The organism is Roseomonas aerilata DSM 19363 (assembly GCF_000711725.1).
In the GTDB taxonomy this organism is placed as follows: Bacteria; Pseudomonadota; Alphaproteobacteria; order Acetobacterales; family Acetobacteraceae; genus Roseomonas; species Roseomonas aerilata.
In genome coordinates this window covers 1-12,616 of record NZ_JONP01000017.1, presented here as the reverse complement: position 1 = coordinate 12,616, position 12,616 = coordinate 1, and the positions used below count along the sequence as shown (strand labels likewise).

Genomic DNA, 12,616 nt, shown 5'->3' with positions numbered 1-12,616 from the left:
TGCGCTGCCAGACACGCTAGTGGCGCCGATGGGCCGCTACATCGGTCCTGTCCTGCTCGGACGCCCTCAGGGTCTTTTTTATGCGAGTGCCCGAGCCGCTTCAGCATGGACCAGATTGCCATCAGAGACACCGGTCCACGCCGCTGGAGCGGCTACCATCGCCGCAGCCTGGCCGAGACAGCGATGTCACGCATCAAACGTCTCGGCGAGCGGCTCGCGGCACATGATCCCGCCCGCCAAGTGGCTGAGGTGCAGATCCGCTGCGCCATCCTCAACACCTACAACCGGCTCGGCATGCCCAACTCCGTCGCTGTCGCCTGACCAAACCAGAATAGAGGGGCATTCGTGCTCATCACCCGAATTGCGCAACAGGGTCTGAAGCAGGCACAAGGACAGATAATTGATGCAGCAGCGGATTGCATACTCGAACTGAAGCCAAATTCATCTGCACTGCGCACTGCGTCTTCGAGGTAGACGCCATGCTCAATACCCCCGCGAACTGTCGAACTTGTATGGACGTTGGCTCGTAGCTCCACCAGTACGCTCGCAAGAGCCCTCCTAAGCTTGAGCTCGTTCGAGGCCTTGCTTTCCGAGTTTTAGCGCAAATAAGGCTGGTCGGAAAATAGACGTTTTTCCTAACAGTCGCCGAATCGCTGCCTTGCTCATCCGAGTGTACACACCGCTTTCGTAGCGATGGCACCCGACAAAATGTATCAGCGCAGCTTGACTGGTATCGCGCGAAAGGCCGAATGCAGGAAAGCGATGCCACGGCAGTATTAGCGGGTCTGTGCCGCTGTTCGCGATCAGGAAATTCGATGCTACCTGCTCTGACCCCCACGCACTCCAACGATCCCCCAAATGTTGTCGCATGAAGTTCGAGAACGAGGTTATAGTCATCGGAGAGACACAGCGTGGAAATCCGGCAAATCCTGCGCAACCTCGCGCATAGCGCAATGCGTGGGCATCAGGCATTTGATCTAATAACTGCTCAGCAGCAATCTGAACATGCGAATAGCTCACTAGTTTGGCCTGCTCCGCAGCTTCGCAGGCCGTCGTGACCATTGCACCTTGTTCCCCTGAGAGGGTGAAAGCACGGTTAGCAGCTATGGCCGCGGTTACCTCGCCAAGCGGAAGGTTCACTACGACGTCAGCATCAACTTGCACTACATAGTAGTCTGAACAAAGACCAAGGATTGCCATCAGCCGTTCCCAGCAACCGCCACTTGGAACCCCCTCCATAGGAACTGCGACGATCGGCAGAATGCGCAAGCCTTCCACATGCCGACGAAGAAGCTTGTAATCGTTTTTGGTAAGCGTCCCGTCATCCAGCACCGTGAACTCGCCAGGCCCAACCACTTGGGCCACGGACTTGATCGCAACCAACCAGGACCGTACATCGCGGTGGCAGATTTGACTAAGGTACATGAGGCCTGTGGCCTGCGCCTGCAGTTGAGGAGTGCGTTCGATCGCAGCGATGCGGTGATGGTGCATCTGTGCTGGAATTTGCCGGAGCTTATGAGGAAAGCGAAAAGTTCTCATGGCGGGAAGAACTGTCCTTCAACGACGACTGTTCGCGACGGCGGGGACGCCGGCCGCATCAATCCCTTTTGGTTCTTCGCTATGCTGCGGCATCGTAACGGATCACGTCAACTAAAAACTCACTTTTCGGGATGAAGGATCATTTTTGAGATGCCCGTGCGTTAGCTTGCCTGACAGGCCGTCATGAGGTGCTCTCGGTTGGAGGCAATACCCGCCCCACGAACTCTTGACTCATGCGTGTGAGGTGACGCGCGGACTGGTTTGATTCGGTGCTCTGCGAGGCGGCGGGGGGCACAGAATGGGTGCGACGGTTGCGATCTGAACTGACATGGAGGCGGGGAGCCTCCGGCAGGTGGCCGGGCGCGAGCGTGACGGGCGGGTCTCGGCCCTGCTGATCGCGTTAGCGAACGTGCTGGACGGGATGAGCCGCGAGGCGGCGGCACAAAAGTTTTTCCGGCTCAATCTCAGAAAGATTGATCCTTCTCATTAATGATATAGAGTCACGCGGTATTCCAGTCACCGTCAAAGACTTCAGTTCCGTCGTGTTCGCCGTCTTATGTCCGGCCTGACCTGCTGCGATGGCTCCGGGCCCATGCTTATCGTCTTGGCTGGTGCAAGACGACTGCTGTGCAACTCGCCCTCCTCCACCGGGTATAGGGAGCCTAAGGATGACGCGTCTGAACCACCCCTTTCGGCATTCGCTGGGGCGCCGTGCCGCCTTAGCACTCGGAACGGGGGCACTTGTTCGACCGGGCCCTGCCGAGGCCGCCCCGGCCGTGCCCTGCCCCGCCGCGCCGGGCGAGATCGTCGGCCTGGTACTAGAAGGAACGGGCGCGCCAAGCGGGACCGTCACGGTCTTCGGGCAGGCTTTTCAGCCCGGCCACGTGCCGCACGGTGCCGTCCTTCGCGCTCGCGATGCCAACGGGCGCGAGATTCCAGCGCAACTCGACGTCATCGCGGCCCATCCCGACGGCTCGGCGCGGCTCGCCGTCGTCTCCCTCGCTCCACCCGCCATCGCCAAGGGGCAGGAGCGCGAGGTGATGCTGATGTCCGCCACCGGCAGCCCCGCGGAGCCGCTGAACATCGCTGCCGGCCGCTGGGGGCGTAGCGCGGTGCTGGAACTGGCAGCTGCGGCCGGGCAGGTCTGGCGCCTGGATCTTCTCTCAGCCTTCCGGTCCGCGCCGGCCGACCAGGCTTGGCAGTCCGGTCCGTTGGCCGTGCAGCGGCGCGTCTCGGTTGATGTGCCCGCGTCCTCACTGGCCGGCGTGACCTCGCTCCGGGTCGTGGCGGATGTGTCGGTGCGGAGCGACGGCACGATCTGGACGGATGTCTGGCTGCGCAACGACGCCGCCATGCGCCCCGGCGGCGGGGCCGTTTCCTACGGGGTACGGGTGCTGCTGGACGGGCGGGAGGCGATGCGGACCGGCCTTCTTCACCAGTGGCATTACACCGGTTGGGGCCGGCTGCTGGCCGCCGACCACGGCAAGCCTGCGGCCGAGCCACCCCGCCCGCGGCACGACACGAACTACCTCGCCGATGCGGGTGCCGTGCCGCGCTACAGGATGTCAGGCGGTACAGTAGACCGGGCGCTCGGCCGGCTCGCGCAGCAGGTGGGCGAGGGCAACTGGTCGGCCCCGCTGGAGGCGCGCGGCATCACCCGCGCCATGCCCTCCACTGGCGGGCGGGCGGATATCGGGCCAGTCACCGAGCCGCAAGCGCTCTGGCTCGGCACGGGCGACCAGCGGGCCGCCACTGTGTCCATCGGGCAGGCGGAGGCGGCGGGGTCTGTGCCCTGGCACATGTGGGACCCCTCCGTGAACGGCTGGCTGGACGTGAAGAAATGGCCGCGCCTCTGGGTGGACGGCCGGGGCGGCCCGCCGCCGGGTGGTCTGATGCAGAACGTCTCCAGCGACACCGGCTGGACGCCCGACACGGCGCACCAGCCCGATCTCTCCACCGTGCCGCTCGTGCTGACCGGCCGGCGCGCCTTCCTGGACGAGCTGCTGGCGCAGAGCGCCTGGAACATCATCAGCCTTTGGCCCGCGCCGCGCGGGGAGGGGGAGGCGAACATCGTGCGCGGCGTGCAGGTCCGCGGCGCTGCCTGGAGCATGCGCCAGCTCGATAACGCCGCCTGGGCCGCTCCACGGGGAGACCGCACCGGCGACTACCTGCGCGGGGTGGCCGCCAGCAACTGGGCCTGGATCCGCGCGCAGATACCGGAATGGACGCGGCGCCAGGGCGAGGCCCATGGCTGGATCCCCGGCGAGTACGGTACGTCCGGCGCCTTACCACCCTGGCAGCAGGACTACTTCGTCTCCACCGCGGCCCTCTCCGCCCGGCGGGGAAACGCGGATGCGCGCGCCGTGCTCGACTGGATGGAGAACTTCATCGCCGGGCGCTTCCTCTCGGGCGACCGCGGCTTCAACCCGCATGACGGCTGCGCCTATAACCTCGCCATCGCACCCGAAGGCCAGCCGCAGTCGCCTTTCAGCACCTGGGCGCGGATCGGCCAGGAGACGCGGGCGCGCAACCTGTCGAACGGCAACGGCTGGGCGAACAGCGAAGGCGTCTACGGCATCCTCGCTATTCAGTCGCTTACGCTGCTGTCGGAACTCACCGGCACGCCACGCGTCCGGGCTGCCCTCTCTTGGATTCAGAACGCGGGAGCGCCCTACACGGCGCCTGCCCAACGCGCGGCGCAGTTTGACATAGCTCCGAAGGAGGCGACCGGAGGCTGCCAGCGCCGTATGTGAACCAGGGCACTGCTCACCATGCCGTAGGCACTGGTACCAGAAGGCCGTGGCCAACGCCCTCAAGCAGGCGGAAGCCACGCGCGTCAAAATCGTGCGGCTGGACAGGGGTGGATCAGCTCTCGCGCGGTGGCGATCGTCGTCCGATTGGACTTATACCGGCTCATGGGCTTGTTGAGAAAGTCACTGCGTCCTGATTCGCTGCGGTGTCGGCGGATCGGGGCAGTGGGATGCTGGGACATCGAGCACGAGGCCAACACGAGCTGGCGTTTGCCGGTTCGCTGCGGAACTTGATCCCGAACGATCACGTCCTCGCCCGTGTCGACCGGGTTCTCGATCTTGGCTGGCTGCAGGCAGAGGTTGCGGAGTACTACGCGGCAGGCAGCGGACGAACAGGTATCGACCCGGAGGCGGCGGTCCGGCTGATGTTGGCGGGCCTGTTACTCGGCATCGTGCACGACCGGCGGCTGATGCGAGAGGCGACGGTCAATATCGCCATTCGCTGATTCGCCGGCTTCGGGCTGGCCGAGGCGCTGCCTGACCATTCCAACCTGACGCGCATCCGCCAGCGCTGGGGCGCGGAGCGGTTCTGACGCATCTTCACGCGCACCGTCGAGGCCTGCGTCGCGGCCGGCGTTGGAAAGGGCGAAGTGGTGCACATCGACAGTTCCCTGGTGCGCGCCGATGTGAGCTGGGAGACGATCGCGCGACGGCACACGAATGTGGTCGAGGTGGCGAACGGCCCTGCCGAGCCGGTCTGCCGGACCGACCCAGCCGCCAGTCTGGCGACTAGCAATCGGGCGTGCCGGGTCGAGCCCGCCTACAAGCAGCATATGGCCGTCGATGCTGCGGCTGGCGTGGTGCTCGACGTTGCGATGACCACCGGCGCGCAGCACGACACCAAGGCTGTCGAGGCCCAGCTCGACACGATCCAGGCGGCGACCGGGGTGCCCATGGGGGTCGCCACGATGGACGCGAGCTATGCCATAACTCGCGTCCTTGCCGCTCTCGAGCAGCGCGACATCGAAGCGGTCATCCAGACTGCGAGCCCTGCCGCCTGCGTGCGATCCCTTTCAGCACCACCATGCGCCGGCGCGCCATCTTGCTGCACAAGGACCATCCAGCCCTGCTGCGTGCCCGCCGCAAATACGCCGGCTGGGGACCGCGCGAGCGGGCGCTCTACCACCGCCACCGTGGCCTGGTCGAAGGCGTCCACGGCGAGGCGAAGACCTGGCATGGCCTTGCCCGCGCCGTTCGGCGAAGCCTCGCCAACATGCAGATCCGGGCCTTCCTCACCGCCGCCGTCATCAACCTCAAGCGGCTGGCAGGCGCCGTTCTGATGGTGCTCCTTGCCGCGCTCGCCCTCGGTGCCGCGCACGGCGCCACCCGGTACCGACACGCCGCACCTACCAGCTGACCCACCGCCCGCTACCGCATCCAACCCTTACCAGCGGTTCCTCAAAAGGCCCTTGAGCCGAGTATTACACCATATTGCCACGGTGCCGGCGTCGGATCCGGGTAGCTCCAAGTCGGCGCTCCGCCACTTGATGTCCAGCCCGGAAATTCTCAGGCCTGTTAGCGCCTGAATCCTGGGTGTGATGCCCGCGATCTCTCAGTTCTCGGAGAACGGGATGGCGCCGACGGAGGAGCAGTGGACGTTGCTGAAGCCACTGATCGAGGCTTGCCACCCGGACGCCAAGGTGCCGCCGCAGCACCTGCGCCGAACCATCGGTGCGATCCTCTGGCGGCACGACAATGGCGCGAAGTGGCGAGCCCTGCCTGCGAACGAGGGGCCGTAGTGGATGGCGGATCAGACATTCATCCGCTGGTCACGCCTCGGCGTCTGGGAACGCTTGCTCGCCTTGGTACAGGAGAGAGGCATCAGGCTCGGCATGAGCTTCCTCGACGGCACCTCGATCCGTGCACACCAGAAGGCGGTAGGGGCAGCCAAAAAGGAGCGACAGCGCCGGAGCGAGGCGAGCGTGAGGCGCTTGGCCGGTCCGAAGCAGTGCTTCAACCCGTGGTGGCTTCAGTACCAAGGTCTGCGTGATCGCCGACAGTGCGGGCCGCACCGTCGCCTTCTCCCTCGCACCGGGCCGAGCGCACGAGCTGCCCCACGCCGTCCCTCTTCTCGCCGCCCTCCCTGGTGTGCCGCTCTGGGTTGTGGGAGACCGCGGCTACTCCAGCCATGCCTTTGGCGAGCACGTCTGGAGCCTCGGCGCACGGCCGACGATACCGCCCAAGAGGAGCGAGGCCCCGGTCGCCTGTACAGATTGTATTACAACAATTGCAACAGGGTCGAACGTCTCTGAGCCAGGCTCAAGGAGTGGCGCGCTGTCGCCACGCGCTACGAGAAATCCGCCGTCCTTCCTTGGCGTCCTGCACCTCGTCGCCACCCTCGACTGGCTCAAGCGCTAACCGGACCTAGCATGCGCGGCAGCACCGCCGAAATTTTCTGCGCCCTCCTACCTGCCTCCTGGCGCCCAGAGAATGTTTGCGCCCAGTTCCTCTCGCTGCTCCAACTTTCCACGAGACAACTTTTCTCTGGCAGGTTGGTATCGCGTTTCTCCGTGTGTTCTGGCCTCACTTTCCGCGCATAGCTTGATACTTCGAGTGCGGAATGAGCGCCGTTTTCTCTCTCCGGAGAAGCCATCGTCTCCAGAGCTTGGGACTTGGGCGATTTAGTCTACAAGGTTTAGTGCCTTGTAATCGCTTCATCTTTGGTCGACGTTCCCGTCCGGAGTTGGTGTTGCTGTCGCCCAGGCGATTGCAGGTCCCGCATCCGCGGGCACTTCAGCCCTGAGCCTCACACGTCATCCCTCACCAGCTTTGCGCAGGGGTGCGTCTTCCGTCTCGCCATCTGGTTCTTCGTTGAACGGTGTTAAGTGGGCGGCCGGTGAGCGGCATGCGCCAGCGTTCTTCCCATACACCGGTAGGGTTCTGACAGATGGTCAAGCGTCGCAAGCAGGAAGAGATCGCCGGGGTGCTGGAGTTCGCGGGCTGCTCCGATGAGGATCCGACATTCAAGCGCTGGGTGGCCGAGCACCGGGCTCAGAACGGCGGGAACCTCCGGATGAGCAAGGGCGCCACAGGCGTTCGGGTGATGTTCAGCAAGGAGGCGGACATGGCCTTTTGGAAGGAGCGCTCGGAGGCGGAAGCCAAGGACCGCAAGTCGCACGCAGCCTGAGCCTTGGGACAGCTGCTCGTGGGGCGTCACAGACCGCGATGTGGCCCGGTCCAAGCCATGCAGCGAAGCTGCACCTGAGCATCCCTCCGCAAGCGGGTGATCCGCGGTTTGACCTTTCATGAGCGATATGACCGCTCACCCGTAGGCTGAAGGGCGACGGAGATGCAGCCTCGCTGGCTAAACGCTTTACGCATGTATCAGATAGGTCATATTGCTGAATGATTGATTGAAGCCGTGCAATTGATGCGGCTGGAGGAAACGATGCCGATCGTTACGGCTGCACTGCGCCCCTGCATTCAGCGGCAGGAGGATGCGAACTGGAAGTTCGCGCGCGCTACCGTGCCGGAGCTCCGCGGCTGGGTGCTGGTCCTAACAGACGAGAACGGCATCACTGGCCTGGGCTACTGCCACGCCATTCCGGCCATCACCACGCATGGCGAGGGGGCAGAAGCCGGGCTGCGCTTTTTTCTACCAATGCTGGAAAGCCGTGAACCAGAAGATTTCGCAGCATTCATGGACATGGCCGAGGCAACGCTCGCCGGCAACCGGTCCGTTAAAGCTGCGATCGATATGGCGCTACACGATCTTGTCGCGCGCCGCGCAGGGCTACCGTTGTCGGTGCTGCTGGGCGGGTGCTTCCGCACCACCATTCAGCAGTCCCGTATTCTCCCCATTAAAGCACCGGCCGAGATGGCGATCGCCGCCGCTGCGCTCGTGGCGAAGGGGTACGCCACGCTGAAGTTGAAGCTCGCCGGTGACGCCTCACTCGACGCGCGCCGCGTAGCCGAAGTGCGTGCGGCAGTCGGGCCAAAAATCGCGCTGACGCTCGATCCGAACCAGTCCTACAGCGCAAAAGGCTTTATCGCCGCCTGGAAAGCTATGGAGGCGCACGACATTGCACTGGTAGAGCAGCCTGTGCCCGCCGCCGATTGGGCGGGACTTGCCCTTGTCACCCGCACGTTGCCTGTCGCCGTCGAAGCCGACGAGACGGTGGAGACCGTGGCTGACGTGCTTCGTGTCATTGAGGGACGAGTGGCGGACGTGGTGAACCTGAAGATCACCAAGCTCGGCGGCATTCGTAACTTCGTCACTGCGGCGCGCATGCTGGAGGCCGGGCAAATTGCGCCCCGCATGGGCGCGGCCTTTGGCCCGGCGCTGCTGCAGGCCGCCTCGGCGCACGCTGCCGCCTCACTGCGTACCCTGCCCTTTGCCTGCGAGCTGTCCGAGCACGACCACATTCTGGACGATCCGTTCACGCCCCTTCCAATCGAGGCTGGCGTGATCACGGTGCCCGCCGGGCCTGGTTGCGGGGTCACCTACGCCTGAACAGGGGTGAGCTTCGACCGCCTGTCTGCACACGATACCGCCGCCCGTAACGGAGGTTACCGATGTTTCGTCCCGTCATTCTCAGCCTTCTCATCCTGCTCGCCGCATCGGGAGCGCAGGCGGAGTACCCGGAACGCCCGATCCGGGTGATCTCGCCCTTCGCCGCTGGCGGCGGGGCCGACTTGCAAGCACGGCTTATGGCCGCCGCCATGGCCGCCCAGCTCGGCCAACCCGTAGTGGTCGAGAACCGCACCGGTGCGGGCGGAAATATCGGAACCGCGCTCGTCGCTGCAGCGGAGGCCGACGGCTACACGCTCCTAGCAACTACTCCGGCCACGGCGATCAACGAAACGCTGTACGCGCGGCCCGGCTATTCCATCGCGCGCGACTTCCGCGGTGTATCGCCCTGGGCGACGTCGCCCATGACCTTTGTGGTAAATCCCCGTTTGCCGGTCACCACGTTACGCGAATTGGTAGACTACATCCGCGCCCATCCAGGGGAGGTCACCTACGCCAGCGGCGGCTCCGGCCTCATTACCCACGTCGGACAGGAACTGCTGAAGTACCAGGAGCGCCTGGACATGGTTCACGTTCCCTACCGTGGTCAGGGTCCGGCAATCACCGACCTTATTGCCGGTCAAGTGCAGATGAGCCTTGATTCACCGATCAGTTCGCTTGGCTTTATCCGTGGCGGTCAGCTCCGCTCCCTTGCGATCACCAGCCGGGAGCGCTCCGCCATCCTGCCCGAGGTGCCCACTGTGGTGGAAGCCGGCTTTCCTGACCTTGTTGCGACTGTTTGGTACGGACTGGCAGCGCCAGCACGAACTCCGCCGAGCATTATCGCCCGCGTGAACGCAGCCGTTGCATCGGCTCAGGCATTGCCCACGACGCGTGAGGCGCTAGCACGATCAGGTGCAGAGGCCTCGGTCTCCGGATCAGCAGAGTACGACCGCTTTATGCACAGTGAGGTTGTGCGCTGGGGCAAGGTCATCCGAGCGGCAGCCATCCGTGTGGAGTAGAGGCGTGTCACCGCGGCCAAGGGCCAGGCTGCACCCGCCGTTCCAGGCCTAGCTGGGCCCGCAGGCACGAGTTCGCGGGATGCTCCAGCGAGGATCCGACGTTCAAGCGCTGGGTTGCCGAGCACCGAGCGCAGAACGGCGGGAACCTCCGGATGAGCAAGGGCGCCACCGGCGTTCGGGTGATGTTCAGCAAAGCGGCGGACATGACCTTCTGGAAGGAGCGCTCCGAGGCAGAGGCGAAGGAGCGCAAGTCGCACGCCGCCTGAGAGGTGGGCGGCGGTACGCAAGGTGGCCTAATCCAAGCCATCCAGCGCAACGGTCCAGCCCGGCCGCGGTGAGGGGGTGCGCCTTCGGCCACGCAATCAGGCAAGCGCCAGATCTGCGATGTAGGGGTCTAAGCTGTGGAAGGCCGACGCTGCCTCGCGCAGCTCCCGACTGGCATGGGCCCAGTACAACACCGTCACCGTGAACCCGTCCGCGACCAGCTGCTTCACGACCGGTTCGTAGTCGCCATCGCCTGCCACCAGCGTGATGTGGTCGCGTCGCGGGTCACCGAAGCGGTAGACATCGCGGCAAAGGCGGGTGACCAAGCTGGTGTCCATCCGCTTCTCCTTGCCCGAGAAGCCCCGCTCTACCGTCACCACCTCAAAGCCCGCATTTGCGGCATGGCGCCACAGGCCTTGATTGGCGTCTGTCACGCTGCCGAACACCACTGCCTTCGTCTCACCCGGTGCCTGCCGGAGCAGGGTCATGAGGCGGTAGAGGTCCAACCGGTATGCGAAGTCGAGGAGCCCGCGCTGCCGGCCGTCCTCCAGGCTGCGCGCCATACCCTTCGCCACGGCGCTCACCTTCTGCCCCTCGATGACCGGTTGCTGAGGTCCACATAGGCGAGATGGGTCACACGAGGTCCTCGTCGAGCTTGCCGCTACCGGGACCGGGGCCCCTGCCCTCCCCTGCCCCTTTGGCTTCGCTGCCGGGCGCATAGAGCAAGTGGGCCAGGCAGCTACCCAGAGCGCCTCCACGTCTGCCACAGTCTCCACCGAGGCGCTGGCCGGGCTGGTGGAGCGGGTCACCTACCACAATGCCGAGAGCGGCTTCTGCGTGCTGCGGGTGAAGGCGCGCGGGCACAAGGACCTGGTCACGGTGGTGGGGCACGCCGCCACCATCGCCGCTGGCGAGTGGGTCCAGCTCTCGGGCACCTGGTTCAACGACCGCACCCACGGACTGCAGTTCCGGGCGGGGTTCCTCAAGGCAAGCCCGCCCACAACGCTCGAGGGCATCGAGCGCTATCTCGGCTCGGGCATGATCCGCGGCATCGGCCCGGCCTATGCCAGGAAGCTGGTCCGCGCCTTCGGCGAGGCGGTGTTCGACCTCATCGAGGCCGAGCCTGGGCGCCTGCGCGAGGTCACGGGCATCGGCCCCAAGCGGGCGTCTCGCATCGTCGCCGGCTGGGCCGAGCAGAAGGTCATCCGCGAGATCATGCTCTTCCTCCACGCCCACGGGGTCGGCACCTCGCGGGCGGTGCGGATCTACAAAACCTACGGCACCGATGCCGTGCAGGTGATCACCGAGAACCCCTACCGGCTCGCCCGCGACATCCGCGGCATCGGCTTTCGCACCGCCGACCTCGTGGCCCAACGGCTTGGCATCGAGCCCACCGCCATGATCCGGGTGCGCGCCGGCATCTCCTTCGCGCTCGCCGAGGCCACCGGCGAGGGCCACTGTGGCCTACCGCTCGCGGAACTCACCGCCCAGACAGCGGCCCTGATCGAGGTGCCCCCTCCCCTCATCGAGACCGCGCTCGAGCTGGAGCTGGCCGAGGGCGACGTCGTGGCCGATACCCTAGAGGGGGAGCGCTGCGTCTTCCTGGCCGGCCTCTACCGCGCCGAGCAAGGCATCGCCGAGCGGCTGCGGGCGCTTACCCAGGGGGCGCCGCCCTGGCCCGAGATCGATGCCGAGCGGGCGATCCCCTGGGTGGAGGGCAAGACCGGCCTGTCGCTCGCCCCCAGCCAGCGGGAGGCCCTCACCCTCGCCACCCGCTCCAAGGTGCTGGTGATTACCGGCGGGCCGGGTGTGGGCAAGACCACACTCGTCAACTCGGTCCTGCGGGTGCTCCGGGCCAAGGGGGTGGAGGTGGCGCTCTGCGCCCCCACGGGGCGGGCCGCCAAGCGCCTCTCCGACAGCACGGGGCTGGAGGCCCGGACCATTCACCGCCTGCTGGAGACCGACCCCAAGACGGGTGGGTTCAAGCGGGGGGAGGAGCGGCCCCTGGAGTGCCAACTGCTGGTGGTGGACGAGACCTCGATGGTGGACGTGCCCCTCATGCGCGCCCTGCTGCGGGCGCTGCCAGACGAGGCGGCGCTGCTGCTGGTGGGCGACGTCGACCAGCTGCCCTCCGTTGGGCCTGGGCAGGTGCTGGCCGACATCATCGGCTCGGGTGCCCTGCCGGTGGTGCGGCTCACCGAGGTGTTCCGCCAGGCGGCCGAGAGCCAGGTCATCGTCAACGCGCACCGGATCAACAGCGGCCAGATGCCCGAGCTCCGCCCGGGCGAGGGATCGGACTTCTTCTTCGTGGACGCCGCGGGTCCGGAGGAGGGCGTGCGCAAGCTGCTGACGGTCGTGCGGGAGAGGATCCCGGCCCGCTTCGGGCTCGACCCCGTGCGCGACGTGCAGGTGCTCTGCCCGATGAACCGGGGCGGCCTCGGCGCGCGGTCGCTCAACATCGAGCTGCAGAAGGCGCTGAACCCGCCGGGCGAGCTGCGGGTGGAGCGCTTCGGCTGGACCTTCTGCCCCGG

General features: G+C 65.7%; 8 protein-coding genes and 3 pseudogenes. 9 read left to right on the top strand and 2 right to left on the bottom strand.

Features of this window, described 5'->3' with window-relative positions:
• Positions 1 to 138: 138 nt before the first annotated feature.
• Positions 139 to 321: pseudogene (locus tag BO39_RS33670) on the top strand (IS5/IS1182 family transposase); the annotation flags it as partial.
• 237 nt (positions 322 to 558) lie between these two features.
• Here BO39_RS33670 and BO39_RS32690 read toward each other — a convergent pair.
• A complete protein-coding gene (locus tag BO39_RS32690) occupies positions 559 to 1,539 on the bottom strand; it encodes a hypothetical protein (protein ID WP_156963746.1) in 981 nt (326 codons plus the stop codon).
• Between the two features lie 352 nt (positions 1,540 to 1,891).
• On the opposite strand from BO39_RS32690, the gene BO39_RS32685 reads away from it, so the two are divergent.
• The 7 genes and pseudogenes from BO39_RS32685 (at position 1,892) to BO39_RS18495 (ending at position 9,821) form a co-directional block, all read left to right on the top strand.
• Complete coding sequence (locus BO39_RS32685) at positions 1,892 to 2,029, top strand: hypothetical protein (protein ID WP_156963745.1); 138 nt, start codon at positions 1,892 to 1,894, stop codon at positions 2,027 to 2,029.
• Between the two features lie 178 nt (positions 2,030 to 2,207).
• Complete coding sequence (locus BO39_RS18520; RefSeq protein WP_043836211.1) at positions 2,208 to 4,292, top strand: hypothetical protein; 2,085 nt, start codon at positions 2,208 to 2,210, stop codon at positions 4,290 to 4,292.
• 227 nt (positions 4,293 to 4,519) lie between these two features.
• Positions 4,520 to 5,706: pseudogene (locus BO39_RS31210) on the top strand (transposase).
• 214 nt (positions 5,707 to 5,920) lie between these two features.
• A pseudogene (locus BO39_RS31205) lies at positions 5,921 to 6,707 on the top strand (IS5 family transposase).
• A gap of 529 nt (positions 6,708 to 7,236) precedes the next feature.
• Complete coding sequence (locus BO39_RS18505; RefSeq protein ID WP_043836209.1) at positions 7,237 to 7,476, top strand: hypothetical protein; 240 nt, start codon at positions 7,237 to 7,239, stop codon at positions 7,474 to 7,476.
• A gap of 222 nt (positions 7,477 to 7,698) precedes the next feature.
• Positions 7,699 to 8,802, top strand: coding sequence for a mandelate racemase/muconate lactonizing enzyme family protein (locus tag BO39_RS30130; RefSeq protein WP_156963744.1), 1,104 nt, complete (start codon positions 7,699 to 7,701; stop codon positions 8,800 to 8,802).
• Positions 8,803 to 8,864: 62 nt separating this feature from the next.
• Positions 8,865 to 9,821, top strand: a complete 957-nt coding sequence (locus tag BO39_RS18495) for a tripartite tricarboxylate transporter substrate binding protein (RefSeq protein WP_043836207.1) — start codon at positions 8,865 to 8,867, stop codon at positions 9,819 to 9,821.
• 362 nt (positions 9,822 to 10,183) lie between these two features.
• Here BO39_RS18495 and BO39_RS18490 read toward each other — a convergent pair whose 3' ends face one another.
• Positions 10,184 to 10,660, bottom strand: coding sequence for an NYN domain-containing protein (locus BO39_RS18490; RefSeq protein WP_169742783.1), 477 nt, complete (start codon positions 10,658 to 10,660; stop codon positions 10,184 to 10,186).
• Positions 10,661 to 10,811: 151 nt separating this feature from the next.
• On the opposite strand from BO39_RS18490, the gene recD2 reads away from it, so the two are divergent.
• The coding region (gene recD2 / locus BO39_RS18485; protein WP_043836203.1) for an SF1B family DNA helicase RecD2 at positions 10,812 to 12,616 on the top strand (1,805 nt) is incomplete at its 3' end.